The 25,928-nt window shown below is 65.2% G+C and carries 25 protein-coding genes and 1 pseudogene; 15 read left to right on the top strand and 11 right to left on the bottom strand.

The features are described 5' to 3' along the window. Positions 1-337 precede the first annotated feature (337 nt). Positions 338-724, top strand: a complete 387-nt coding sequence (locus AC5ZFO_RS19295; RefSeq protein ID WP_282522679.1) for a hypothetical protein — start codon at positions 338-340, stop codon at positions 722-724. Positions 725-771: 47 nt separating this feature from the next. Here AC5ZFO_RS19295 and AC5ZFO_RS19300 read toward each other — a convergent pair whose 3' ends face one another. From AC5ZFO_RS19300 to AC5ZFO_RS19310, 3 genes are all read right to left on the bottom strand, one after another. Further along, positions 772-1,764 carry an alpha/beta hydrolase gene (locus AC5ZFO_RS19300; protein ID WP_282522680.1) on the bottom strand — a complete coding sequence of 331 codons (993 nt, stop codon included), beginning with the start codon at positions 1,762-1,764 and terminating at the stop codon, positions 772-774. Between the two features lie 249 nt (positions 1,765-2,013). Continuing rightward, a complete protein-coding gene (locus AC5ZFO_RS19305; protein ID WP_282522681.1) occupies positions 2,014-3,264 on the bottom strand; it encodes a multidrug effflux MFS transporter in 1,251 nt (416 codons plus the stop codon). Between the two features lie 83 nt (positions 3,265-3,347). Continuing rightward, positions 3,348-4,694 (bottom strand): glycosyltransferase, encoded by a 1,347-nt coding sequence (locus AC5ZFO_RS19310; RefSeq protein WP_282522682.1) that lies wholly within the window; start codon positions 4,692-4,694, stop codon positions 3,348-3,350. Positions 4,695-5,097: 403 nt separating this feature from the next. Here AC5ZFO_RS19310 and AC5ZFO_RS19315 point away from each other — a divergent pair, with 403 nt between their 5' ends. The 6 genes from AC5ZFO_RS19315 to AC5ZFO_RS19340 all read left to right on the top strand — a co-directional run bounded on the left by AC5ZFO_RS19315 (position 5,098) and on the right by AC5ZFO_RS19340 (position 12,016). Next, positions 5,098-6,048 carry a c-type cytochrome gene (locus tag AC5ZFO_RS19315; protein WP_496122400.1) on the top strand — a complete coding sequence of 317 codons (951 nt, stop codon included), beginning with the start codon at positions 5,098-5,100 and terminating at the stop codon, positions 6,046-6,048. A 358-nt stretch (positions 6,049-6,406) separates the two neighbouring features. Continuing rightward, the gene (locus AC5ZFO_RS19320; protein WP_014497160.1) at positions 6,407-7,132 is read left to right on the top strand and encodes a response regulator; all 726 of its coding nucleotides are present in this window, start codon (positions 6,407-6,409) and stop codon (positions 7,130-7,132) included. A gap of 106 nt (positions 7,133-7,238) precedes the next feature. After that, a complete protein-coding gene (locus AC5ZFO_RS19325; RefSeq protein WP_496122401.1) occupies positions 7,239-7,853 on the top strand; it encodes a DUF1127 domain-containing protein in 615 nt (204 codons plus the stop codon). A 273-nt stretch (positions 7,854-8,126) separates the two neighbouring features. Beyond that, on the top strand, positions 8,127-9,035 hold the full coding sequence (locus AC5ZFO_RS19330; RefSeq protein WP_282522685.1) for a cytochrome-c peroxidase: 909 nt from the start codon (positions 8,127-8,129) through the stop codon (positions 9,033-9,035). Then, positions 9,032-11,533, top strand: coding sequence for a two-component system VirA-like sensor kinase (locus AC5ZFO_RS19335; protein ID WP_282522686.1), 2,502 nt, complete (start codon positions 9,032-9,034; stop codon positions 11,531-11,533). The genes AC5ZFO_RS19330 and AC5ZFO_RS19335 overlap by 4 nt, the downstream gene beginning before the upstream one ends. Positions 11,534-11,731: 198 nt before the next feature. Beyond that, on the top strand, positions 11,732-12,016 hold the full coding sequence (locus AC5ZFO_RS19340) for a hypothetical protein (protein WP_282522687.1): 285 nt from the start codon (positions 11,732-11,734) through the stop codon (positions 12,014-12,016). Between the two features lie 52 nt (positions 12,017-12,068). Here AC5ZFO_RS19340 and AC5ZFO_RS19345 read toward each other — a convergent pair whose 3' ends face one another. Next, complete coding sequence (locus tag AC5ZFO_RS19345; protein ID WP_282522688.1) at positions 12,069-12,956, bottom strand: VOC family protein; 888 nt, start codon at positions 12,954-12,956, stop codon at positions 12,069-12,071. 183 nt (positions 12,957-13,139) lie between these two features. Here AC5ZFO_RS19345 and AC5ZFO_RS19350 point away from each other — a divergent pair, with 183 nt between their 5' ends. The 8 genes and pseudogenes from AC5ZFO_RS19350 (at position 13,140) to AC5ZFO_RS19385 (ending at position 17,654) form a co-directional block, all read left to right on the top strand. Continuing rightward, positions 13,140-14,327 (top strand): CaiB/BaiF CoA transferase family protein, encoded by a 1,188-nt coding sequence (locus AC5ZFO_RS19350; protein ID WP_282522689.1) that lies wholly within the window; start codon positions 13,140-13,142, stop codon positions 14,325-14,327. Between the two features lie 90 nt (positions 14,328-14,417). Then, on the top strand, positions 14,418-14,606 hold the full coding sequence (locus AC5ZFO_RS19355; protein WP_282522690.1) for a hypothetical protein: 189 nt from the start codon (positions 14,418-14,420) through the stop codon (positions 14,604-14,606). A gap of 33 nt (positions 14,607-14,639) precedes the next feature. Then, entirely contained in the window at positions 14,640-14,807 is a 168-nt protein-coding gene (locus tag AC5ZFO_RS19360; protein WP_282522691.1) for a DUF2934 domain-containing protein, read from the top strand. Between the two features lie 198 nt (positions 14,808-15,005). Then, positions 15,006-15,308 carry a hypothetical protein gene (locus AC5ZFO_RS19365; protein ID WP_282522692.1) on the top strand — a complete coding sequence of 101 codons (303 nt, stop codon included), beginning with the start codon at positions 15,006-15,008 and terminating at the stop codon, positions 15,306-15,308. A 70-nt stretch (positions 15,309-15,378) separates the two neighbouring features. Then, positions 15,379-15,987, top strand: coding sequence for a cysteine hydrolase family protein (locus AC5ZFO_RS19370; protein WP_496122402.1), 609 nt, complete (start codon positions 15,379-15,381; stop codon positions 15,985-15,987). 249 nt (positions 15,988-16,236) lie between these two features. Next, positions 16,237-17,313: pseudogene (locus AC5ZFO_RS19375) on the top strand (flavodoxin family protein). A 19-nt stretch (positions 17,314-17,332) separates the two neighbouring features. Beyond that, on the top strand, positions 17,333-17,506 hold the full coding sequence (locus AC5ZFO_RS19380; RefSeq protein WP_282522694.1) for a hypothetical protein: 174 nt from the start codon (positions 17,333-17,335) through the stop codon (positions 17,504-17,506). Next, positions 17,490-17,654 (top strand): hypothetical protein, encoded by a 165-nt coding sequence (locus tag AC5ZFO_RS19385; protein WP_306664491.1) that lies wholly within the window; start codon positions 17,490-17,492, stop codon positions 17,652-17,654. The genes AC5ZFO_RS19380 and AC5ZFO_RS19385 overlap by 17 nt, the downstream gene beginning before the upstream one ends. Positions 17,655-17,750: 96 nt before the next feature. Here the strand turns inward: AC5ZFO_RS19385 and AC5ZFO_RS19390 are convergent, their stop codons facing one another. The 7 genes from AC5ZFO_RS19390 to AC5ZFO_RS19420 all read right to left on the bottom strand — a co-directional run bounded on the left by AC5ZFO_RS19390 (position 17,751) and on the right by AC5ZFO_RS19420 (position 25,870). Next, on the bottom strand, positions 17,751-18,431 hold the full coding sequence (locus AC5ZFO_RS19390) for an SDR family NAD(P)-dependent oxidoreductase (RefSeq protein WP_282522695.1): 681 nt from the start codon (positions 18,429-18,431) through the stop codon (positions 17,751-17,753). A 4-nt stretch (positions 18,432-18,435) separates the two neighbouring features. Continuing rightward, on the bottom strand, positions 18,436-19,650 hold the full coding sequence (locus tag AC5ZFO_RS19395) for a sialidase family protein (RefSeq protein ID WP_496122403.1): 1,215 nt from the start codon (positions 19,648-19,650) through the stop codon (positions 18,436-18,438). Further along, positions 19,647-21,083, bottom strand: coding sequence for a sodium:solute symporter family protein (locus tag AC5ZFO_RS19400; protein WP_282522697.1), 1,437 nt, complete (start codon positions 21,081-21,083; stop codon positions 19,647-19,649). The genes AC5ZFO_RS19395 and AC5ZFO_RS19400 overlap by 4 nt, the downstream gene beginning before the upstream one ends. Before the next feature lie 293 nt (positions 21,084-21,376). Then, entirely contained in the window at positions 21,377-22,525 is a 1,149-nt protein-coding gene (locus tag AC5ZFO_RS19405) for an amidohydrolase (protein ID WP_282522698.1), read from the bottom strand. A gap of 102 nt (positions 22,526-22,627) precedes the next feature. Next, the gene (locus AC5ZFO_RS19410; protein ID WP_282522699.1) at positions 22,628-23,716 is read right to left on the bottom strand and encodes a mandelate racemase/muconate lactonizing enzyme family protein; all 1,089 of its coding nucleotides are present in this window, start codon (positions 23,714-23,716) and stop codon (positions 22,628-22,630) included. 98 nt (positions 23,717-23,814) lie between these two features. Further along, positions 23,815-24,663 (bottom strand): alpha/beta fold hydrolase, encoded by an 849-nt coding sequence (locus AC5ZFO_RS19415; protein WP_308777016.1) that lies wholly within the window; start codon positions 24,661-24,663, stop codon positions 23,815-23,817. A 1-nt stretch (position 24,664) separates the two neighbouring features. After that, the gene (locus AC5ZFO_RS19420) at positions 24,665-25,870 is read right to left on the bottom strand and encodes a M20/M25/M40 family metallo-hydrolase (protein WP_282522701.1); all 1,206 of its coding nucleotides are present in this window, start codon (positions 25,868-25,870) and stop codon (positions 24,665-24,667) included. Between the last annotated feature and the right edge of the window lie 58 nt (positions 25,871-25,928).

The raw sequence follows: 25,928 nt of genomic DNA on the forward strand, positions 1-25,928 counted from the left end.
GCTGAGTGCCGGCTCAGATTAGCACATTGCAAGCTCGAGGGGACCAGTCGTTAGGCGGCGGCGAGCACTCCGCATAAGGGGCCGGTTCGCATGACCCGCGTTAACCCTGTCTTTGATCTTGTCCCGTGGCCGCGTCGGCTGGTTCAGTTCTGCCGCCAAGCCGCCTTATTGGATGTCTGCAATTGGTCTCCGATTTACGGGAGCTTATTTTCGGCAGGCCTTGAACGAGCGTCTCGTTCGGGAAGCGTGAAATCAGATGAAAGCGGCTCTCATCCTCGTTGGCTTCAGTACACTCGCGGTGATGGAGCTTGAGACCGCGCCGCGCATGACAAAGCCCGTGAACGCGCCGCCCGTTCAGGCGACCGTCGGATTGCTCGCCTCAGGCGATACGCTGACGACGGCAGATCGGCTCGGGACCCCGCACATGCACATGCAATTTGAAGCGCCTCCGCAGCCGGTCTCCTTGAGCGAACCGATGCCTCCGCCGGATCAAACAGCGACTGTCGCGCCAGAGCCTTTGAAGATCATCGCGCCACACCAGCGCACCGCAAGCGGGAGAAAATTCGCGGTTATGCTGCCCAGACCTCGGCCCGTGCAGGGAACGTCCAAGGCAATTGTGAATGCCAAGCGCGCCAAGCCAGTCGCGGAGGTCAAGCCCTGCCGGTCAGGTGTCTTCGATGGCCTGTTCAAGGCATTGAACCTGTCAGCGGGCTGTCAGAGCTAGCTCTAAGATCCCTCTGCATCGGCGATATCGTTTCCGCCACGCCGGGTTCACGCGGCCACGGTATCAATTGAGCGGCGGATCACCTGGCGCACCTCCGCATTCGACAGGAACAGGTCGTGGTTGATGACGCCCCAGCCTGCCTCGGACGCATCGACCACGCGCACCCCGAGCCCTTCGATGGCGGTCTTCTCGGCAGCGCCGACCCGTGTCATCCCGCCAGCGATCTGCCCCGACAACGCCAGCGCGCGGTCGTTCGTTGCGGCGATGACGGTGATCTTGCGCGAAAGCGGACCGATGCGGCTGATCGACGACGAGAACACGTCCATGTCGATATCAGGCGCGGCAAACACCACGGCCCCGATCTTGCCCGCAACGGCGTCACCGGATCGCGCATAGAGCTGGCGCAGGCTTTCGAGCGTCAGCATGGTTCCCATGCTGTGCGCGACGATGTGGACGCGGCCGGCGCTTGAACTCGTCACGACAGACTGCAGCACGCGTTCGAAGCCATCGCGGGACCACATTGCGCTGTCGCGGTCATAGGCGTAGTCGAACAGTCCGGCTTTCGAGGGCCAGGAGAATACCATCGTCTGGCCGCGGAACCTGATGCCATCGGAGAGATGCGCGGCATCGAGCGCAGCTGTCTCGAACGTCTGCTTGAAACCGTGCACGTAGATGAGAACGTCTGGTCCGCCGCCGGCCTGCGCGACAAGACTGCCGACATCGCCCGATACCGGCTCGACCCCATCAAGGCGCCAATCGTCAAGTCCGGCTGCAGCCAGAGAGAAACGGCTGTCACCAGGCGCCACAAGCTTCGCTCGTGCGACGGTCATCGTAGAAGCCCGCTCCGGCCCGAACCACGGCTTCGCGCGGGCGCCGCTCACTGGCTTGCGCGTGGTTACGACGAGCAGCGTAGGGTCGACCGAGAGCGATGAAGCGTCGTAGCGTGCGCCGGTAGCACCCAGGCTGGCGCATCCGCCCAGCGCGACAACGCAGGCCGAGGACGCAAGCCCGCCAAGGAGCGCGCGGCGGGACGCAATCACTTCGTGTTGCACTAAACGTTGGATGATCACGCAGAACCTTTGGGAACTGCCCCCTGGAGGAGCCCGCCCCCTGCGCGCGTTCCTGAATGATGATGGCGGCGAGAATAAGGGCGGGGCGCGCCGCGCCGCTTGTTCCAAATGCGGATTGAAACAGTCGAACATCGAACAGGTCTTGGTTCCGCCATTCGGAGGTTGGATCCCTCCCGCCACAGCCAGGTCGCGCCTGGCTGCCGGCCGGCTGCGGCGAACTCAGGACTTCGTGGGGCTGCGGACCGCCACGCCGGGATCGATCGTCTGCGACGGTAGGCGGCGTTCGGCGGGGCGCGCGACCAGCAGATACAGGACCAGAGCGAGTAGCGACGTTGCCGCCATCACTGCGGTCATCGACAACGCGGTCCGCCCGTCGAAGCGAAGTGCGACCAGCCCGCTCGATATTGCGCCGGCGGTCAGCTGAATGCTTCCGGCGGCGGCGCTGACGGCGCCCGCGATCTCCGGGAGACGCTGCATCGTCGCGCTCATCACGTTCGGCACGCTGAACCCGAAGCCGAGTGCGACCGCCATCAGCAGCGCAACCACGAGTGACGTGGGCATCCACCCGGCCAACGTCATCGCGAGCAGGGCGGTGCTGGCGGCGGCCGACAGCGTCAGCCCGGTTGTGAGCATGCGGGCGGATTCTACGCCGCGCCGGCCGAGCTGGCCGTCGAGAAAGGCGCCGACCATGACGGCCCCCGAGCATGCGCTGAAGATCAGGCCGTATTGCTCGGGGCGCAGTCCGACGGCGCCGACGAAGAACAGTGAGGCGCCGGTGACGTAGGCAAACACGGTCGCGCCGCCCGCGGCGCCGACCAGGATGAAAGGCAACGACACCGGATGCGTCAGCACCTGGCGGTAGCTGTCGATGACCGCCGAAAGCCCCAGGCGGCCGGAGCGGTCGGTCGTCGCGGTCTCCGCGAAGCGAAACATCACCACGACCAGCAGCATGAGACCGATCCCCGCCTGGGCGGCATAGATCGATCGCCAGCCGGCGATTGCCAGCAGGGCGGCGCCGGCCGTCGGTGCGATCACGGTCGCGACGTTGACCGTGACCATGACGTTGGCGATCTTGCCTCGCGCGGCGTTGCCGTCGAAGAGATCGCGAATGATCGCAAAGGTCGTTGCGGTGCCGGCGGCGCCGATGCCCTGGACGAAGCGACCCAGCAACAGAACCGGCAGCGAGGACGCTTTCGCGCAGGCAAGGCTTGCGGCGACGAACAATACGAGGCCGAATGCCAGAATCGGCTTGCGGCCCAGGCGGTCGGAGATCGGTCCGTAGATCAGCGGCGCGGTGGCGAGGCTGAGCATGAAGGCGCTCATGGTCAGCCCGACATCCGACGCGCTCGCGTCGAGCGTCGCGCCGGTTGCTGCCAGCGCCGGCAGGTTGATGTCGATGCCGGAATAGGGCACGGCCGCCAGAAAACCGAGCAGCAGCGTGAAGGCGAAGGATGCGGGGTCGATTTGCATGACGGATATCCGATTCCGGCTTGGTCGATGTGCATGAGGTGATGGAGGCGCGGTCGCCCGCCCTCCATCGTCGCGTTTGGCGATTACGCGCGCCGTTCGGCGCGCCGCCCCCGGGTTGCCGCCATCGCTCCGGTGTGCGAGCTCTCGTCGGCCACGAGCTCGCCGATGACCCGGAGGATTTCGGCCCGCGTGTCGATCCCGGCAAATTCGTCCGCGATCTGCGAGGCTCGCGACTGGAAGCGGGATTGATCGAGCACCGTCCGCACTGCGTCGCGCAACGCCTTCGGTGTCGGCTCGTTGGTCGCGAGGTTGATGCCGACCCCGGACCATGCGACCCGCGCGTTGACGTCGGCCTTGTCTTCGGTCAGCCCCGCGGTGACCAGCGGGATGCCGAAGCTCATGGCCTGGTTGACGCTGCCGTAGCCGCCATTGGTGACGAGCACGTCGACGTTCGGCAGCAGCCACTCGAACGGCAGATAGCTGGCGATGCGCGCGTTCGACGGGATCTTGCCGGGGATGGTGTCAATCGGGCGGCCGCCTGCCGTCACGATCACCAGGATGTCCTCCTCGTCCGCGAGGGCCGCCAGCGTCGGGGCAACCAGCAGATTGAAATTGTGATTGGCCACCGTTCCCTGCGTCACCAGAACGACCTTGCGCGATCCGTCGAGCTCTTCGGCCCAGGGCGGCGGCGGGACCTGGTTGGCGATGATCGGTGGGGTGCCGACGAAATGCACTGAGGGCGGAATCTCGCGAGGAAATTCGAAGCTTGGCACCGACAATTGCAGATAGGCATCCCCGAGAGCGACCACGGAATGGAAGAGCGGCATCGCGATCGGTCCGACCCCAAGAGACTTCAACGCCCGGTTCAGGCGCATTGACACCGGCTGATCGACTGCCGCATCAAAGTCCCGCGCCATGGCCGCATAGTGATCGCGCTCCTCGTCGGTCTTTGCCGGGGGCAGGCCGAGGAAATTCGGCGCGCCGTCCTCGCGCGCCCAATGCAGAAACGAGGTCCCGCAGAGCGCGATGGGAGGCCGCTGCGAGCGCGGTCCGAGCAGCATCGGCAGTACACCGAACAGCATGTCGTCGGCGACAATGATGTCGGCGGGGAATTGCCGCAGGATTTGCAGCAGCCCCTGGTGCTGGGCCGGAATGGCGTCGACGAAGATGCGCTCGCAGGCAACACGGAACCACTCCAATCCCGGCGGGATGGTCTTGAGTTCGGGGAACCGCGAGAAGACGTCGTTCGGATCAAAGTCCGCGTCCTCGGGAAGGGGAAAAAACTTCACGCCGCTGGCTTCGACGCGGGCACGAAAGGCGGTGCCCGTCAGGAAGGCGATCTCGTGGCCATCGCCACGCAGGATTTGCGTGATCGCCAGCATCGGATTGAGATGACCCGTCGCAGGTGTCGAAGCGATAAGAATCTTCATGTGAGTTGACCTCTTGATGATCGATGCACGGTCGCCCCCGGGGCGTCCGGTCGAGTGAGAGGCAATTGAAGTGATCGCCGTTACGCCACGGCTTCCGGCGGCAATAAAAATGGTTACGGCGGCAACGCATCGTGGCGCTGCCAAGGCCAGGCAAAAGGCCAGGCAAAAAGGCTCGGTGCAAAAACCGGTGACATCCCGCCGGAAGCCGATAGCTGGCACAGGATTACAATTGTAACGCGAGCGGCGGGCGATGAAACGGCACGGAAACACCGCGCTGCTAACCCGGCAGACCTCCGCATGGCACACCTTCGCAGATATTGGAGCGTTGGCGTCGGCCGAAAGTGATTTTTGACGATTCGGATGTCGCGCGGCATCGGTCGCGCCCAATTCATTGAGGACTGGCATGGAAAATATTGTCGCCCTGATTGCGATGGTTGCGTTCATCGCGTTTCTGGCCTGGCTGGGCGTTCGCGCCTCCCGGACGAAATCTGCCCTGGCGAAGTGGAGCGGCATGGTGCTGACGGCCATGCTGGCCGTCTCGGTGTTCGGCGTCGCCGCTTTGACCGCGGTCGGTATCGTGCGGCAACGCGCCCGTTCCGCACCGGTCCCGGATGTGAGGATCGAGGCGACACCGGACCAGATTGACCGGGGCAGGGCCGTGGCCGACGGCTTTTGCGCCGCATGTCACTCGCAGACGGGGACGCTGACCGGCGGCGGCGACGTCGCCAAGGATCTCCCGATTCCCATCGGCTCGTTCGTGCCGGCCAATCTCACGCCCGCCGGCGTCTTGAAGAATTGGTCGGATGGCGAGATCTTTCGTGCCATTCGCAATGGGCTCGATGCGAGGGGGCGCTGGCTGGCGATTATGTCCTTCACCAATGCCGGCCGGCTCAGTGACGACGACACCAAGGCGGTGATCGCCTATGTCCGCAGCCTGCCCGCGAGCGGTGCGCAGACCCCGGATCCGCCGGATCGCTTCAGCCTGCTGGGCATCGTGATGCTGGGCGCGGGATTGTTGCCGGATGCGAAGCCCGTCTTCACCGGCGTGATCACCGCGCCGCCGAAGGCGCCGACGGCGCTCTATGGCAAGTACCTGCTGTCCTACCAGGATTGCCGCGAATGCCACGGCAGGGATCTCGGCGGCGGCGTGCCGGGACAATTGCCGCCGCTCGGACCGGACCTCGGTATCGTCAAGAACTGGAGCCTTGCGCAGTTCGTCGACACCATGCGCTCAGGCGTTGATCCGAGCGGGCATCGGCTCGGTGAGCAAATGCCGTGGCGGCCGATCGGGCGGATGGATGACGACGATCTCGCCGCGATCTACCAGTACCTGATGGCTCTGCCGGGCTCCTGATGATTGCGCGAAGCCCGCAGACGATCGCGCCCGGCGTGGCGGGCAACAGTTTGCGCAGCCGATCGCAGTCGCTGAACGACAGCGCAGGCCGCAGACTTGCTATCGCCCAAAAGTAGCAAACACTGGGATCACAATTATTCACGTATGCGACATCCGGCGGAATTAGCCGCAGAAATACCCTGTTGCGGCGTCATCACCGGATCATGGACAGACTCAGTGTGTGCCGATGGCTTCGGATACCCCATTCTATTTTGAGCGATTCCAATTCGGACGAGATCATTTCCCCACAGCCGGACGTTGACGTTCGCAATTCTTAAGTACAGCTCAGTTGGCGGACGGCGAATTTTGAGAGTACGGAATGCTTGCAGATATTGGCCACATCGTCGTCGTCGATGACGATCCGACGTTAAGGCAAATGGTGATCAAATATCTCGAGGAGCACAACATCCCGACAAGGGCGGCCTCCAACAGATCGGAATTGAACCACTATCTCGATGGCAGCCAGCCGAGCCTGATCATCCTCGATCTTCGGCTTGGTCAGGATGACGGTCTGGACCTGTTGAGGGAAATCCGTTCGCATTCCGACGTGCCGGTCATCATCACGACGGGCCATCGCCCCGACGAGATCGATCGCATCGTCGGGCTCGAGCTCGGTGCCGACGACTACATCATCAAGCCGTTCTCGTTGCGCGAACTGCTGGCGCGCGTCCGCGCGGTGTTGCGGCGGCAGGAGATGGGACGGGCCGCGCGTGCCCGCGATCCCGAGCGCGGGGGCTATCGCTTCAGCGGCTGGAAGCTCGAACGCCGCAGCCGAAAGCTGACCGATCCCGACGAAGCGCCGGTGCCGTTGAGCAAGGGAGAATATGCGCTGCTGCTGGCCTTTCTCGAGGCGCCGCAGCGTCCCCTGACCCGCGAGCATCTGCTGCAGGCGACCCGTATCCATGAGGATATTTTCGATCGCAGCATCGACGTCCAGGTGCTGCGGCTGCGACGCAAGCTGGAGACCGATCCGAGCGCGCCGCGCGTCATCCAGACCGAGCGCGGCGTCGGCTATGTCTTCGCGGTGCCGGTCGATCCGTTCTAGAGGAGATTGGAAATTGCAATTGTAGCCGTTTTGCCGTTGACCGTGACCTCAGCGTAACAGCGGGCCGCCAGATTGCCTCCCACCAACATCATGTGGGAGACTTACGATGAAGAAGCATTCTCTCGGCGTGAGCCGCGTTGCCTTGCCGGGTAACATGGGGCTCGACGGGGCGAACTGGGTCGCACGCTCGGATGGTCGCGGCATGGTCAGTCTCCGTGCGATTGCCGCGGGTCATTCCTTGCCCGACATCGGTTCGCCTTCGGTCGCGCCGCCGGCCGCGCAAGACCAACCTGCCACCACATTCTGGTGGGCCGTCTTCGCGTCCGTGATGGAAGGCTTTGCCCTCTACGGCGCCGCATTGCATCCGACCGCCGCCGTGCCGGTTCAGGCGATGCTGGATGCTGTGCGCGAGTCGCGGCCGCCTTCGGCGGATCGCACGCCGCCCGCGCCGGCGAAGAGCGATGGCGCCGGCGACAGTGGGAATATCGTCCTGTTCGATCGGGTCCCGCCGCGCGATGCACGACCCGCGCGCAGCTGGCTGCACGCGCTCGGTGCGGCTCTCGGGACTGTGATGGCCCTGCCGGCACACTGGCGCCGGGAATGGGAAATCAGAAGGGCCGTCGCAGGGCTGATGGAATTCGACGATCGGACCTTGCGGGACATCGGGATCAACGGCCGATCGGAAGTCGAGCGGGTGGTGAGGTACTGTCGTGATTGCTGACGCGATTTGCATGGCCCTGGTGGGGCTGGACTTCTGTCGAGCTGCGAGCCGGTCGATCATGTCGATTGACGTCAAGGCTGGCTCTTCCGATCTCGCACCGCCAAGCCGACCACCACCCTCGGGACCTCATCCAGCTTCGATCAAAACTCCTTGAGCAGACGCGACAATTCTCGCTTCACCCCCACATTTCAGGGCGTGAAGCAGTTCGCCAGATTTCTCGGGGCCGGACGAGGTGCCGGCCTTCGACGTTGCGCGATCGTGATTTGCGCACTGGTGCCGTGCTCCCTGAAGGTCTCTCCCGCACCGTCGCAGTCGCCGCCCGCTCTCGTGTCGGTCCGCAAGGATGAGCCCATCACGCCCATTCCGGCGCCGCCCGCAATCGACCCGCTGAAGGTCAAGCTCGGCGAACGACTGTTCTCCGATCGCAGGCTGTCGCACGACAATTCGCGCAGTTGCGCTTCGTGCCACGATATCGCGACGAACGGCGCGAGCCCGAGGTCGCACGATGTCGGCCTCGACGGAGCGGAGATCGCGCTCAACACGCTCACCGTCTTCAATGCGACGCTCAGCTTCCGATTCGGCTGGGAAGGAAAATTGCGCAGCATCGAAGCCGATACCAGGGCGTCGCTGGAAAGCCCGCGCACCATGGCGAGCAGCTCGGTCGAGATCGCAGAGAAGCTCAATGCCGATCCGGACATGCGCGAGAGCTTCCTCGCGGCTTATGGCCGCCGCCCGGAGCACGGCGATGTCGTCGACGCGCTCGCAAGCTTCCAGCGCACGCTGGTCACGCCGGGCGGCAAGTTCGATCGCTGGCTGGCGGGTGACGCCGCGGCGCTGTCGGACGACGAGCTGGGCGGCTACCAATTGTTCAAATCGCTGGGCTGCGCGTCCTGCCATCAGGGCGTCAATGTCGGCGGAAATCTGTTCCAGCGCCACGGCATATTCCACCCGCTCGCATCGCCCGAGCCGAAAATTCTGCGCGTGCCGAGCCTGCGCAACGTCGCGACCACGCCGCCGTATTTCCATGACGGCAGCGCGCCGACGCTCGATGATGCGGTTCGCAAGATGGCCTTTGCCCAATTGAACGCGACGCTGACGCAGCAGCAGGTCAAGGCGATCGTCGCCTTTCTGAACAGCCTGACCGGCACCTATCGCGGCGCGACTGTCGGAGGCTCCCCATGAAATTTGCCCCCGCCGTGATCGGCGTAACCTGCGTGCTGGCCCTGCTGACCTGGCTGTTGTTGAACGGGCTGAACTTCAATTCGGTACGTTACGACCGTCAGCTCCAGGCGCTTGGCGACTTCACCCGGTTCGAACGCGCGATGACCAGGGAAGTGCTGACCGCGCGCGCCGGCCTGTCGCGCAACTATGACAAGCTGGTGCAGATGACCGATGCGTATGACGATGCCCTGACGCGGCTGCGCGAAACGCCGGGTCTCAACGCCGAAGAGACCAGGGCCATCGATGTGCTGTCGGCGCGTGCCCTCCGGCAGGAGGACCTGATCGAACGGTTCAAGAGCCGCAACGCGTTGCTCCAGAACTCCTTTGCCTATTTCGGTCTGTTCAGCGACAAGTTGGCCGAGTCGGATCAGCGGGCGCTGGTCACGGCCGCCTCCGCATTGGCGGCAGGCATGCTGCGCCTGACGCTCGATACGTCGGACGTCGTGGCGCGCCAGGTCCAGGATCGATTGGAAGAGCTGGCGCTCGTGCAAACGCCGCCGCAGGACATGGATTCGGTCCGCGCTTTGCTGATGCACGGGCAGATGCTGCATGACCTTCTGCCCGACATCGACATGATCCTGAAGGCGCTCGTCGCCGAATCGAACAACCGCGAGCAGGATGCCGTATTGGCATTGATCACCAGGCGTCAGCTGGCCTCGCGAGCGTCGGCGCGCCGGGTACGCCTGTTGCAGTTCATGACGTCGCTGCTGCTGCTCTGCGGCGTGGTCTATTTCGGATTGCTATTGCACCGGCGCGCGGTCACGCTGCGTCGCCGTGCGGCCTTCGAGCACGTCATGGCCGGCATCTCGATGCGGTTCATCGATTCGAGCCGCGAGAGGATCACCGCTGACGTCGAGACCGCGCTGCAACAGCTCGCCGGATGCATCGGTGCGGATCGCGCCTATTTCGTCGGCGCGACCGGGACGACGATAAGCACCTATCGGTGGTCCCGCGACGGGATCGCATTCGAGGCGGGTTGGCCGGATCGCGCGCTGAGCCTCGCGCCACGCTTCGACGGTGGCGAAGGCGGTATCGTCTATATCCCCAAGGTCAAGGCCACCCATCCCGACGACACGATGAACCTGCTCGAGGACGCCGGCGTCGGCGGCTGGCTGTGCGTGACGGCGGTCCGGGGACATCGCGATGAAATCCTCGGCTTCGATACCGTGCCGGCCGGGGCGCTCGCATACTGGTCCGAAGTCTCGTTGTTTCGCATGGCGTTCGACGCCATCGGCAACGCGATCCGCCGGGTGCGGCTCGAAGGCGAGAAGGAGCGCTTGCAGGCCAGCCTGCAACAGGCTCGCCGCATGGAAACCCTCGGCACCTTTGCCAGCGGTATCGCCCACAACTTCAACAATATCGTCGGTGCGATCCTCGGCTATGCCGAGATCGCCGAAGCGCGTATCCGGTCGGGGGGCCGGCCGGCCGGCAGCCTTGCGGAGATCCGCCGTGCCGGCGAGCGGGCGCGCGAACTGGTCGAACAGATTCTCGGCTTCGGCCGCCGCGGCGAGGGCAGGCGGGAGAGTGTCTGCGTCAGGACCCTGATCGACGAGACCAGATCGCTGCTGGCAGCTTCGTTGCCTTCGCACGTCCAGTTCGAGGTGGATGAGACGTCCGAAGAAGCCACCGTGATGGGCGAGCCCGCGCAGTTGCAGCAGGTGATCCTGAATCTCTGCAACAATGCGGCACAGGCGATGACGGAGCCGGGTAGCATCGAACTCGGCATCAAGGTGCGCGATCTTCAACAGCCATTGTCGATCGGACGCAGTGAGGTCGGCCCCGGCCGCTTCACCGTGATTTCGGTCACCGATCCGGGGCCGGGAATGGACGAGGCGACGCTGGAGCGGATCTTCGAGCCCTTCTTCACGACGCGCCCTGACGGCAACGGCATCGGGCTCGCAACCGTTCGCGAGATCGCCGAGCAATATGGCGGCGCCGTCGCCGTGCAGAGCGAGCCGGATGCGGGCACGCGCTTCGACGTCTGGCTGCCGTCCGGCGACCCCGACGAGGCGGAGCCGGTTCAGCTCAGCCCGGATCTTGCGTTCCGTGGCACGGGCGAGACGGTGCTGGTGCTCGACACCGACCGCCGTCGCCTGTTGCGCCATGAGGAAATCCTCGCGGCGCTGGGTTATGAGCCGGTCGGGTTCACCAGGCTGGCGGAGGCGATCGCAGCCTGCCGCACCGCGCAAACGCGTTTCGATGCGGCACTGGTGTGTCACCTGCCCGGAGGCTCCTCGATCGAGCTGGCGGCGGCATTGCACGCTGCGGCGCCGGCCTTGCCGATGATTCTGGCGAGCCCCTCGACGCGCGAGCTGGCGGTGCCGTCGCTGGAGACGTCCGGGATCACCGAGCTCGTTCATCACCCGCTGATATCGGCGGAGCTCGCCGGCGTCCTGGCGCGGAGCGTCGCCTCGTCGGCCGCGCGACGACGCGTGAGGCGCGCCGCCACCGCGCGGTAGAGCCTTTTCGAGCGAAGCGGATACCGGCTCGGGCGAAGAAAGCGCGTCAAAACAGGAATCCAGAGCCGGCGCACAACATTCGGCGATCGCGGTTGCAATGGTAACGCGATGTCGCCGCGGGCGAAATGGTCGAGTAGCCGGGACCTCCTATCCATCGCATGCGCATCGTCGCAACGTCACCGCGATAGGAGAATGATGATGTCAATCAGACTTGGCGTGACCGTCGTCGCAGCTACGTTCCTGTTCGGATCGGCCTCCAGCCTCAGGGCTGGCGGAGGCGCAACCGCGCCTGTGGCCGTCGCCTCGCCCGGCAGCGTCCCCGCAACAAGGCTCGCGGACCTGGCCCGGCAGGCCCCCATCGGTCACCGGCAGCCTCGGCGCAGCGACGTGCCCGGGTCGACGCAAGCCTCCCCCGAAGACGCGGAGCTGCAGCGGCTCGACAAGGAGATCGACCGCCGGCTGATCATCTGCCGTGGCTGCTGATGGCCGGCCGAGGTCATGGATCGCGCGCCGCAAGGCGCGCGTTCGCCGTCTCCTATCCCTCGTATTGATCCGGCCCCATCGCCCAGAGCGACTGATCGTGGCCGAATGCGTAATTGCGGTTGTTGATCGCAGGATTGCGATTGACCATGGGACGCATGAACATCGGATGGGTCGCGCTGCGGACCTCGTGCTCGACCGTGAAGAGATGCCTGCCGCTGTCGAGATCAACGATGTCGCAGAAGCGGTACTGGTATTGATTGTCCTCGCGCGAGATCAGGTCGCGCGCCAGGAGTTTGCGGTAGGGGCCTGAGAAGTCGGTGATGTACATCTGCACATGGTGGCCGTCGTAGTCGCCCTTGGGCCGATCGGTCTCGCGGAACAACAGATGCTGGTCGCGGCCGGTCTTCACGGCGGCGACCTGGCCGTCGCCGTTTCGCAAGCTCGCGGGCATGCCCATGATCTCGGGGTAGAAGGCGCAAATCGCCTTCGTGGTGCCCTCAGGCACGTCGAACTCGACATAGGGAATGCCGAGCGCGATGCGCCCGAAGCGCGCGGCGTCCGGCTCGTAGCAGCGCAGTCGGTTGCCCCACGGACAGATCGCCTCGACATGATCATTGCGCTCGGCGAACGCGAACGCCGTGCCCTCGAGCTTCTTCGCGACCGACGCGAGCCGCGCCAGCAGCGCCTCGCGGCCCTCGATGACCAGCCCGACATGGCCGCGCAGCACCTGCGGCCTGCCGCTCGGCAGGTGAAACTGGCTCCGTCCGGCATTGATCCACATGTTGGTGTCGGACACCATCAGATAGGGATCGCGGGTCAGTCCAAGCCCCGTCACGTAGAACAGCGTGGCGAGGCGCTGGTCCGGGACCTGGATGTTGACGTGCTCGAAATGGATCGCGTTGCCGAGATCTTCTGCGGATCGATCGAATTGTTGCGGCATGGATGGGCTCTGGTTGGGGGACGGAGAGGTCTATACTAGAGCACAATTTCCGCCCGCCGAAACTGTCAGGCGATCACAAGTTGCGGGCAAATCTTGAGAGCGTGGCGGCATGCCCGCAGCCCGCCTTGCCGTGGCAGCCAGTCCCTGTAATCTGGCAAGAACAAAAAATGAGGGAAGGGATCGATGGGAGGAGTTTTGGAGGGCGTGCGCGTCCTCGATTTCGGGCGCTATATCGCAGGGCCCTATTGCGCGACCTTGCTGGCCGAATTCGGCGCCGAGGTCATCCGCGTGGAAAAGCGCGACGGCAGCGAGGATCGCTTCGTGGCGCCGGTCGGCGAGGGCGGCGAAGGCGCGCTGTTTCTTCAGGTCAACCGCAACAAGAAGTGCATCACGCTCGATCCGATGAAGCCGGAAGGGCAGGAGGTGATGCGCCGCCTGATCGCGACCGCGGACGTCGTCGTCGCCAATCTGCCGCCACAGACCCTGCGCGCGATGAAGCTCGATTACGACTCGCTGAAGGCGATCAAGCCCGACATCATCCTGACGACCGCCACCGCGTTCGGCGGGCCAGGGCCCTGGTCCGACCGCGTCGGCTTCGACGGTGTCGGCCAGGTCATGTCGGGCTCGGTCTACATGACCGGTGCCGGCGACCCGCCATATCGGGCCGCGGTGAACTGGGTCGATTTCGGCACGGCGCTGCATTGCGCGTTCGGGACGCTCGCAGCCCTGATCGAGCGCGGCAAATCCGGACGCGGGCAGATCGTCGAGGGCGCGTTGCTTGCGACCGCGCTGTCCTTCACCAATGCCACGCTGATCGAGCAGGCCGTCATCAATGTCAATCGCGTGCCATCAGGCAATCTCGGCCAGACCGCAGCGCCGGCCGACATCTACCGCACTAAAGACGGCTGGGTGCTGTGCCAGGTGACGGGGCATCCGCTGTTCAAACGCTGGGCGAAGCTGATGGGTGAGGAGGACCTGTGGCTGAACGATCCGCGCTTTGCCGACGACATCAGCCGCGGCAACAACGGCCCCATCATCAGCGAGCGGATGGCGCGCTGGTGCGCCGAGCGCACCACGCAGGAGGCTGTCGACACGCTGGGCAAGGCCATGATTCCGACCGGGCCCGTCCTCAGCCCGCAACAGGCGCTGGACCATCCGCATATTCGCGCCGCCGGCTTCATGCAGGAGGTCGAATATCCCGGCCTGCCGAAACGCGCACCCGTCGCCCGCGCTGCCGTCCGGCTGTCGGAAACGCCCGGCGAGATCGCATCGCGTCCGCCGACGCTCGGCGAGCATACCGACCTCGTCCTGACGGAGCTTGGCTACGACGTGGCCGCGATCGCGGCGCTTCGGCAGGGCGGCATTATCTAGCGGATATGCGCCCAGCGGTCGGCGTCCTGTGTTGGGAACGCAAGCCGGCGCTCGCTGTTCCTATTGTCAGGCCGGACAGGGAGCATCGAAATGGTCGAGGAACGCTTTGCCACATTGCTGGGCCTTGCCGCCATGGACGTGTGGGGCGAGATGCCGCGGGACGTCCAGGAGGCGCTGTTCGAGACGGCGATGAAAGGCCATGCCGGGGATCGTGAAGCCCTGGCCCGGCTGCTGCACGACCGCCATCCGCGCACGGCGCACCCCGCCAGACCGAACTGAAGTGTGGCGGCAGATATCAGGGAGCGAATTCAAATGGCGAAGCCGACGGCGGCTCAGATCCAGACCCGCGCGCACCAGCTCTGGGAACTGGCAGGTAAACCCGAAGGACGGCAGGAGGAGTTCTGGCACGAAGCGGAGCGAGAGCTTTCGGCCGATCCTGCCATCAATGCCGAAGAGGCCTCCGAGACGTTCACGGAGTGATTTTCCGGTTTGCCTGACGTTCCAAGCCTCGAAGTCCCCACCGCTTTAGGAACGGTCGATCCCTTGCGCGATTAGACAGGCAACCTTTGCGAGAGGCGGCAAACGTCATTCCCCGCGGAAATGCTCGCGAGGCAACATCGCAAAATCGCGGAACCCGGCTCCGCCAGGCATTGGCCGGCCAGATCGGAAGGAGATGTCATGCTTACAAGATCAATGCTGGTTGGCGCGATGCTGGCCGTCAGCTCGACCATCGCTTTGGGCGGTCCCTGCAACACCGCCAACCGCGATGCCGGCTCGGGACCGGCCACGACCGGACGGGCGACCGAGACGACAGGCGTCGCTCCGTCAAATGCCAAGGAGCATCCGCCGACGTCAACCATGAACAAGGCCACCGACAACACGGCGACCTCGTCGCAGGACGCCCAGCGTCAGATGCAGGGACAGCCGACGGCCGCCGGGCAGCCGAAGTCGACGACCGCTACCGCCGACAAGGATTGCTGAGTCATCGAGCTTTCCAAGCCTGGCGCGAGAGGATCTCTGATCGAGCCAGGCGCTTCGGGATGGAAAGCTGATGAGTGACGCAAAGTCGCCGGACAGCCAAATTCGGCGTGCCGTTCACCTCTGCATCGACATGCAGAACATCTTTGCGTCCGGCGGTCTCTGGGAAACGCCGTGGATGGAAAAGGTCCTGCCGGCAATCGCGTCGATCGTCTCGCGCCATCAGGCCAGAACGATTTTCACGCGCTTCATCCCGCCGCAGGATCCGGAAGACCGTCCCGGCCAGTGGCAGGTCTATTTTCAACGCTGGCGCCAGGCAACGCGCAGCCATCTTCCGCCATCCGCTCTAGATCTCGTGCCGGCCCTGGCGCGCCATGTTCCTCCAGCCCGCATCGTCGACAAGCCGGCCTATTCAGCGTTCAGCAATCCGGCTCTGGCGGGCCTTCTGGTCGAAAAGGGCGTCGGCACGGTGGTGATGTCAGGTGCGGAGACTGACGTCTGCGTTCTCTCGACGGTTCTGAGCGCGGTCGATCTCGGCTTCAGGGTCGTGATCGTCGAGGACGCGCTGTGCAGCTCGTCCGATGTCGGCCACGATGCGCTCATGACGATGTACCGCACCCGTTTTCACGGCCAGGTCGATCTCGTGACAGCGGAAGAGCTGGCCGGGTTCTGGCGGGAGTAGGTGCAGGGCGCTGCAGCTCAAAGGCTGCACGCGCCGGGAACAGGTCAGATGTCAGCGCGTACCGATGCGTTGATGTCGCGGGCAGAAACCGGAAAAATGCGCCGCGTTCATCGTCCCCGTTGTGTCCGGTTGTCACCCGGCGGTGCTTCAGTCAACGTCGCCAAGGCGCCTTGGTTGCACTTGGCAAAGCTTGGAACCGCGCTCCGTGCCCCGGGTTGGTCGGATTGCACGACCTGCCGAGGAGTCAGCATGACGGATGTCGACGTTCGCAAGGGAATGCCGCCCGTCAAGCTGTCGCGCGAGACGTTCGAGAGGCGCATACAGAAGCCAGTTCGTCGATCCGGCCTTTGCACCGCTCGAGACGGAGCTCGATGCCATCGTCGGCGCTGCCTGGGATGCCTATAGTCATTCGCGCAAGGCACCGGTGACGAGGAAGGCGGGGGAAGGCTTCGCCGATCCCGATTACGACCTCGCCGTCGACTGGCTCGCCGCGCGCGCCGCAATTCTGGAGGCGCAGCGGCGGCACGACGACGCCAAAGCGGCGCCGCGCATCCTCATCATCAACGGCTCGGCGCGCAGCGAGCACACCTGTCCCGGCGAGATGTCGAAAACTGGCGCCTGGTCAAGCTGGCCGAGCCCGTCTTCGTGGAGATGGGCTATGCCGTCGACATCCTCGATCTCTCCCGCCTCACCTCGGAGTTCGGCAAGACCATCCATCCCTGCAAATCGTGCGTCTCCACCGCCATGCCGCTCTGCCATTGGCCGTGCAGCTGCTATCCGAACTATTCGCTGGGGCAGACCAGCGACTGGATGAACGAGATCTATCCGCTTTGGGTCGCGGCCCACGGCATCCTGATCGTGACGCCGGTAAACTGGTATCACGTGCCGGGTGGTCTCAAGGCGATGATTGATCGCCTCGTCTGCGCCGACGGCGGCAATCCCGATCCGACCTCGACGCACGGCAAGAAGGCCGATGAAGCCAAGGCGATGGAGCTGAAGGGCTGGCCCTATCCGCGCCATCTCGCCGGCCGCCATTTCGGCCTCGTCGTTCACGGCGACAGCGTCGGGGCCGAGGGCGTGCGCCGGAGCCTGTCAGACTGGCTCATCGACATGCACCTGATCTCCGCGGGCCGCTTCGGCGAGATCGACGGTTATGTCGGCTACATGGAGCCATATGCGACCTCCCACCGCGACCTCGACGAGGACCGCGAGTTTCAGCAGGAGGTGCGCAACGTGGCGTGCGCGCTCGGCAACGCTATCCGGCTGGCCCGGAGTGGGCGGCTCGACGAGCCCGGAGAGGGCCTTGAAGAGCCAAATCCCAAATGACAGCCTGAAAGGAGATCGGATGCTGGAGGAGAAGCTCAAGGAGGCCATTATCGGCGAGCTCAAGCGTCAGGCCGCCAACCGGCCGCAAGCGCTGAAAGTCGAAGGCTCTTCGGAAGCGCTGGTCGTCAATGGAAAGATCGATCTTGCCGATCTCGTCATGGTGATCGCGGGCTCCGTTGCCGGCGGCCCATAGCTCGCCTAACCAGGACACGTTCGCCTGCGCCCACGGCCGGACCATCGATTTCGACATCCGTGAGCGCTTCTGGGCGCTCGATGCACTGCTCGACAAGATCATGCAGGGGCAGGCGAGCTTCCGCGCAAGGATCGCGGCCACGCGCTGATAGCGGCCGTCGCCATCGCGATGATGTGAGGGCGACCGCCGCGCCAGGGGCTGTCCCTCGCGCAATTGCGGGCCGACCGTGATTGCGGCCGTGCGCCTAGAGCGAGCTGCCGCCGCAGATGACGAGCTGCTGTCCGGTGATGGCCGCGGCCTCCGGCGAAAGCAGGAACGCCACCGCGTGCGCGACTTCCTCCGGGCGAATGAAGCGGCCGATCGGCGGCAGTTTTGGCGCGACATTGGCGCGCGTCGGGTCTTTCAGCATCGGTGTCTCGGTTGCGGCGGGCGCAACGACGTTGACCGTGACGCCGCGCGGCGCGAGCTCGATGGCCCAGGACCGCGCGAGCGCCACCAGCGCCGCTTTGGTCGCGGCATATTGACCGCGGCCGGCCGCGCCTGAGGCGGTGCGGCTGCCGATGAGGACGATGCGTCCTCCTTTCGGCAAGCGCGGCGCCAGCGTGTTGGCGAGGCGCTCGGCGACATCGACATGCAGTCGCCACATCGCGGTGCCGTCGTCATGGTCGAGCGATCCGAGCTCGCCGACCTTGAGCATGCCGGCCGCGTGAACGAGTGCGGTTGGCGCGACGCCAGCGACGGCGTTCGCGATGTTATCGACCTCTCCGAGATCGAGCGAGAGGTGATCGAAGGCCGGATGGTCGAATGGCGCGGGACGGCGGCTGATGCCGGTCACTCGCCAGCCATCGCGCAGCAGCCGTTCGACGATCGCAGCGCCGATCCCTGAGCTGGCGCCCGTGACGAGCGCATGTGGCCTCCTGTCCATGCTCTCAGTCTCTGATGGCGCGCTTCACCCATGGCTCGGTCACGCGCACATATTTGATCGCGCGGCGATGGAAGGTAAAGGCCATGTGGATCGCTCCGTCGGCGGTCTCCTTGACCGAAGGGTAGGATAGTTCGCGATTGGTCTGATCGCGTGAATTGTTGGTCATGCAAAAGCCGTCACCGGTCTCGACGTTGCGTTTGCTCCATGTCCGCCCGCCGTCGGCGGAGACGGCCAGCGTCATCGGCGCGCGCGGCGCGCCCCAGAACGCGGTGCGTTCGTCCGTCGTCTTGCCGTCGCCGGCGAGCACGGTCGGCAAATCGTCCTCGATCTCGTCATAGAGCGAGAGGCGGCGCCCGGTCGCATCCCTGGCGCTGGAATCGTTGAAGACCAGCGCGAGATGACCGTTGCCGAGCCGCGTGACCTGGATCGAGGAGTTGTTGTTGGGCAGCACGGTCCGGACCGGCGCCGACCAGGTGCGGCCGTGATCGGTGGACCGGCTCTGATAGATGTTGTCCGCCCAGCGGCTGCGGTAGAGGGCAATCAGCGAACCGTCGTCGAGCCGCGCGATGCACATATGCACGCAACCGCGGCTACCGGGGACGTCGATGTCGCGCCAGGTCGTGCCGGAATCGGACGAGATCTTCACCGCGCTGGTGTCCTCGTCGCCGTTCCATTTCCGACCCGGGGTGCTGTGGCAATAGAACACGGGCAGCAGCCAGTCGCCATTGTCGAGCACGACGATCGGCTGGCGGATGAAGGTGCCGCGGCCGCGCTGCTCGGGAAACAGCGTCTCGATCGGGCTCCAGCTCTTGCCGTTGTCGCGGGAGAGGCGGCGGCGGATCAGCGCGGTGTCCTGGTTGCCCGCGAGCTGCGCCGTCCACATCAGCCACAGCGTGCCGTCAGGTGCGGGAAACAGCACCGGATTCTGCTCCGAACGTCCGTTGTCGTCGGACAGCTTTTCGGCCGGAGACCACTGCGTTGCGCCGCGGGCGAGGCGCGAAAAATAGACCGAGATGTCCGACATGCCCTCCTGCGTGCCGCCGAACCAGACGCAAGCCAGATCGCCGTTCGCGAGCGGCATCAGATTGGCGGCGTGGTTCTGCACGCAAGGCGAGGGAATGAAAGCGTCGGACCGGTCGGGATCGCCGGCGGCCGGGCGAACGACGCCATCGGCGGCGATCCCGATGTCGGTGGTCACGATCTCGGTATCGATGATCATGTCGAAGTCCTTTCCATCAATGCATTTGGCTGCGCCGTCTGCGAAGTCGCGGCGGCGGCCGGAGCGCGGCCCATCACCAGGCGCTCGACCGCCATCACCACCAGTGGTGTCGCGGCCGCGACATACATGTTGTCGATGCCGAAGGGGTTTCCGAGCATGTACCAGGCCGTCGTCGAGATCGCGGCGCCGATCAGGCCGGCGGTGGCGCCGCGGTTGCTTGCAAACAGCGGCAGGTAGAATCCCATCATCGCGATGATGGTGATCGACAGGCGCAGCGCGCGCGTGAAGAACGACAGCTTGAGGATTTCCGGGACGAAGAAGACGAAGACCAGCGGTGCGATGCCGATCGCCACCGAGAACAGGCGGGTCATCTTCAGCTCCCGCTCCGGCGTCGGCTTCCAGTAGGGGACGTAGAAGTCGCGGACCACCAGCGAGGCGATCGCGAGCGCAACCGTGCAGACGCTGACGAAGATCGAGGCGACGAGCGAGGTCGTCACGAAAGCCGAGGCCAGCGGCGGCATCTTCTCCAAGAATACCGGCAGCGCGTAGAGGCTGTTCATGTCGGGATAGAGGAATTTCGCCGCGACGCCGATCAGGGCGAGCAGGAATCCGAGCGGCAGGCAGAACGCCGCCGCATAGAAGGTGGCCCTGCGCGCGTCATCGGCGCTCGGCGTCGAGGAGATCGCCTGCACGATGAACTGGGTCGAGAAGATCGCGCCGACGGTGCCGAAGGTCCAGGCGAAAATGGTCGCAAAGCCGATCTTGCCGTCCCAGCTGAAGTAATAGGCGGGCAGCTTGGCCTGGATCGGCGCGATGCCGCCGGTCAGCGACATTGCAACCGAAAATATGATGACGATACCGACGACCTTGATTGCGCTGTGCAGGATCGTCACCCAGGCGACGCCCTTCAGTCCGCCGAACACGTAGTAGAAGGTGCTGACCACGGCGATGATGCACATCGCAACGGGCATGCTGACATGCAGTGCGGTGGCGATCGCGGCCGCGCCGCTCACATAGTTGCCGACGTTCACGAGCAGCAGCGCGTAGATCATGATCACCGAAACCGTGAGCATGGTCGACTTGCCGTATTTCTGCGCGATCGCCGCCGAGATGGTGTATTCGCCGGAACTGTAGAGCTTCTTCACCATCAGGAGCCCGAACAGCAAAAAGCCGATCGAGGCGCCGAGCACGGCCCACCCCGCCGCCATGCCCGACTGGAACGCTTCCTGCGCCGTGCCGACGGTCGATTTGGCGCCGACGAATTCGGACATCATCAGCACGCCGACGACCACCGCCGGCATCGCGCGTGCGCCCGTCATGAACTGATCGCTGGTCCTGCTGCGCAGCTTGAGCGTGAGCCAGGACGTGAAGGCGATGTAGGCGACGATCATCGCGATGATGAGCGTGCTGTCGCCATTGAGGATGGCTTGCATCGATGACGTTTCCTCTGGTGACGCGGATGCGGTGTTGTGAGCCCGCTTGGTCCTGCTACAGATTGTTCGGAATGCGAACAATTGTTCTTTATTTTCATTAGACCTGCCCGCACGTCCCGCGTCAAGCGCGCGCGACGGTGCGGTGCTGCAACGCGCCCGGTCGGGCAGTCATCGCCGCTGCATGTTCAAAGGGTTGCAGGCCAAAGAAAAAGTGTCGGTGGGACAGTGCGGCGGGGCGGTCGGCGCACGGCCGACGTCACGCGCAGGGAATCCGAGGCCCTGCCGTTCCGGGGTCAGTTCGACTTCAGCGCCACCTTGGCGACCTCGGCCATCCAGGTCGAGGCGACCGGCAAAATCGCGTCGTTGAAATCGTAGCGCGGGCCGTGCAGCTCGGCGCCGTCGCGCAATTCACCGTTGCCGATCCAGGCAAAAGCGCCGGGGCACTGTTTGAGATAGAAGGCGAAATCCTCGCCGGCCATGCTCGGCGCGAGATCGCGTCGCACCTCGGTCTGCACCCTCTCCGCGGCAAGGCGCGCCAGGCCCGCCTCGGCCGGCGTGTTGACCACCACGCCGACGCCCATGACGATTTCCGGCGTGACCTTGACGCCGAAGGTCGTTGCAATGCCTGCGCAGATCTCTTCGATCCGCGCCAGGATGACGTCCTTCACCGCGTCGCGATGATACCGCAGCGTGCCGCCGATGGTGACGCGTCCTGCGATCTGGTTGCGCGCCGTGCCGCCTTCGAGCGTGCACAGCGAGAGCACGGCGGTGTCGAGCGGGTCGATGCTGCGCGACACGACCGATTGCAGCGCCACGATCAGGTGTCCCGCCGCCATCACGGGATCGCGGGTCAGATGCGGCATGCCGGCATGTCCGGCATGGCCGTCGATGGTGATGCTGACGCGTCCGCCGGAAGCCATCACGACGCCGTCATGGACCGCGATGGTGCCGGCTGCGAGCCCCGGCCAGTTGTGGAAGCCGAACACCCGCGTCATCGGAAAGCGGTCGAACAGGCCCGCGCCGACCATCGCGCGCGCCCCGCCAAGTCCTTCCTCGGCCGGCTGGAAGATGAAGTCGACGGTGCCGCTCCAGCTGGTGTCGGCCACCAGCAGCGCGGCCGCACCGAGCAGCGAGGCGGTGTGTCCGTCATGGCCGCAGGCATGCATCACGCCTGATGTCGTCGAGGCGTAGGGCAGGCCGGTGTCCTCGGTGATCGGCAGCGCATCCATGTCGGCGCGCAGGCCGACGCGGCCCTGCGCCGCCCCCCGCGCCAGCGTCGCAACGACGCCGTGGCCGCCGATGCCCGCCTCGAAGGGAATGCCGAGCTCGGTGAGCTTCTCCTGCACGAAGGCCGAGGTGGCCTTCTCGTGGAGGCCCAGTTCCGGGTGTGCATGCAGATGACGGCGCCACTGGGTCAGTTTCTGGTGCAGCTCGGGGGGCAAGGCAGGGGTCTTTCGCAAGGGGGGACGGCTAATGCCAGCATAGCCGAATATCGAGCCGACCCGTCAAGCGCTTGCGAATGCCTCGCGTGCAGCAATGCGTCCCTACGGCGAGAGCTTCGCCAGCCCTTTCCAGTCGAAGCTGATGCCATGGCCCAGCCGGTCCGGCGCGAGCGCCTTGCCGTCCGCGAGCACCAGCGGGTGCTCGATATACTTGTCCAGTCCGAAACCATGCGCTTCCAGGTACGAGCGGTTCGGGCAGGCCGCGAGCAAATGCACCGTGATGTCGTGCGCGCCGTGGCTGGTGACCGGGAGATTGAACGCCTCCGCCAGCCGCGCGATCTTCATGAACGCACTCACACCGCCGCAATTGGTGACGTCAGGCTCGGGGTAGGACACCGCGCCGGCGACGATGTAGTTCTTGAACTCCCACAGCGAGCGCAGATTCTCGCCGGCCGCGATCGGCACGCCGCCGGCCTGCATGATGCGGGCATGGCCCGCGACGTCGTCGGGGATAACAGGCTCCTCGAGCCAGGTGAGGTCGTAGGGGACGAAGGCGCGGGCGGCGCGGATCGCCTCCTCCACCGTCCATTTCATGTTGGCGTCCGCCATCAGCGGAAAGCCGTCGCCGAGATGTTGCCGCATCGCAGCGACGCGCGCGACGTCGGATTTGAGATCGGGCCGGCCGACCTTCATCTTGATGGCGCGAAAACCCTTGGCGAGATTGCCGTCGGTCTGCGCGAGCAGCGCCTCGACGGAGAGATCGAGGTCGATGCCGCCGGCATAGCAGGGCACGTGCGCATCGAAGCCGCCGAGCAGGCGGAACAGCGGCAATTTCGCGCGCCGCGCCTTCAGGTCCCACAATGCAATGTCGAGCGCGGACAGCGCCAGCACCGCCGGCCCGCCGCGGCCGCCATAATGCAGGCCCCACCAGACGTGATGCCAGATCGCTTCGGTGTCGTCGGCCTCGCGTCCCTCGACGAGCGGCGGGATCTCGCGCTTGAGGATGTCCGCGGTCGCCCCGCCATTGCGCCCAACCGTGTAGGTATAACCAACGCCCTCGGCGCCGTCGGCATCGCGGATGCGGCAGGTGATCAGCTCGAACGCCGCGATCTCGCCATGCGTGGAGTCGGACAGCGTGACGGGGAGGGGGATTCGGTAGAGTCCGGTCTCGACTGTCGAGATGCGTGCCATGCGGCCTCCCTGCTTTTTGTTGCAGGCTAGGCTGGCGTGCACCGGCAGGCAACCTCGTTTGCGGCAATGCTGCTACGTCTTCGCGCGGTCTTCGCAGGTCATGCGAAGAAACGCCGCAACTCCGCGGCGACGCGGGCAGGATCGCCTGCGTTGTCTGCCGCGATGTGGCCGGTGCCCTTGAACTCAACGCGTGTCGCGTTCGGCAGGATCGGAGTGAGCGCATCGAGCGCAGCCTTGAGATAGCCCTGGCTGCGATCGCCACCGAGAAGCAGCGTTTTCGTTCCCAGGCCCCTGAAGCGATCGGGGTCGCCGGCCATCTCCTTGATGAGCTCGATGTCGTAATGGACCAACGGGATGAGAGTAGCCAGAGGTGGGCGATCGCCCGCGCCTGCATTTCGACGCAGGTGCATCATCATGGCGAAGAACGATCTCAGCACAGGCGCAGGGAGCTTTGTCATGATCCCGTCGTCGCCGGTGCCTTTGATCACGGCGACAAAGGCCGCAGCCAGGTCTCCCTTGGTCAGGGCCGCCTCGTAGTTCGAGGCCCAGTACCGTGGTTGGACCGAGCCGAACTCGAGCGCAGGTTCGTAAAGGGCAAGGCGTGAGATCGCCGGATTGACAAGCGCGGTGTGCAAGGCAATCAGCGCTCCGGCGCTGAGTGCAAACACATTGCGGGCTCCCGTCTCGGCGAGAAGCCGACCGAAATCATCGATCTCGGTCGCCATGCAGTGATCGGGCCGAAAGGCGCCGCTCAGACCCCGACCTCGACGGTCCGGGATGTTGACAGTAAAGCGGTCAGCCAGCGCTGCTCCGAGGTCGGCAAAGCTTGCCGCGCTCTGCAGCCCGCCATGGAGCAGCACAAGTCCGGGACCTGTTCCGAGCTGCCGATACCCAATGACGGTGCCGTCATTGGCGACAAACGATCTTTCAGAGCTCACGCGACGCACCTCACCGCATCGTCGCGAGCTGCACGGCCAGCGCGCAGGCGCGGTCGTATTCGTCGAGATTGATCCACTCGTCGATCGTGTGCGCCTCGTTCTGGCCGGCGCCGAAGGTCACGGTGGGAACGCCGTGGCGGACCATCCAGTTGGCATCGAGGCCGCCATTGGCGGTGCGGACGTTCGGCGTGCCGCCGACCGCGGAGACCGCCTCGACCGCGCGTTTGACGACGGGGAGATTGTCCTTCATGCGGAACGGAAAATAGTCGGTCTCGGCCTTGAACTTGACCTTGCCGGACTTGCCTTGCGCGTTCGTCACTTTCTTGGCGGCCTTCTCGAACGCGGCCTTGTAGGCCTTGGTGATCTCCTTGAAGAATTTGCCGTCGTGGCTGCGGCTCTCGCCGCGCACATGGACGTAGTCGGTGACGACGTTGGTGGCATCGCCCGCCGGGCGGCCCTCGCCGCCGGTGACGGGGCCGACATTGCTGGTGCCCATCCGCGCATTGGCGCCCTTGCCCTTCACCACCTTGCCGAACCAGCCGCCGGCCTTCACGTCTGCAAGTGCGAGCGCCATGATCATGGTCGAGGAGATGCCGCGCTCCGGTGCGACGCCGGCATGCGAGGCGCGGCCGAAGATCTCGACATTCCAGCGGTCCGCGCCGACGGCGCCGATGACGACGTTGGACGCCGAGCCGCCGTCATAGTTGAAGGCCATCACCGGCGAGCCGAGCTCATCCAGCTTGACGTGGCGCGCACCGTAGAGCCCGCTCTCCTCGCGCACGCAGAACAGCAGCGTGATCGGGGGATGATCGAGCTTCTGCTTGGCGAGCTCGGCGGCCAGCGTCACCAGCACGCCGCAGCCGCAGCGGTTGTCGCCGCCGAGCGCGGTCTTGGCCTCGTTGACGATCTTGCGGCCGGATTTCTTCGGCTTGGCGCCGGCACACAGCGGCACGGTGTCCATGTGGGTCATGAACATGATGCGCGGCTGGTTGTGCAGCGCGCCGCGGCCGGGCAGGTCGACGATCAGGTTGCCGGTCTCGGTCGGCACGGGAATGCGGGTGTTGGCGTCGTCGAGCCGAATCGCCTTGGCCGGCACGCCGCTCTCCTTCAGCGCGGCCGTGAGCTCACGCCCGATCGCCGCCTCCTGTCCGGTGACGCCCTCGACGGCGAGAAAGCGCATGAGGCGGTCGGTGGCAGCTTTGGTATCGACAGGCATTGAGTTCATTCCCTTGATGCACGGAGTGCGCCAGCATCCCCCGCGGCGCACCGTTGTG

This window comes from Bradyrhizobium sp. Unk1 (assembly GCF_059512345.1).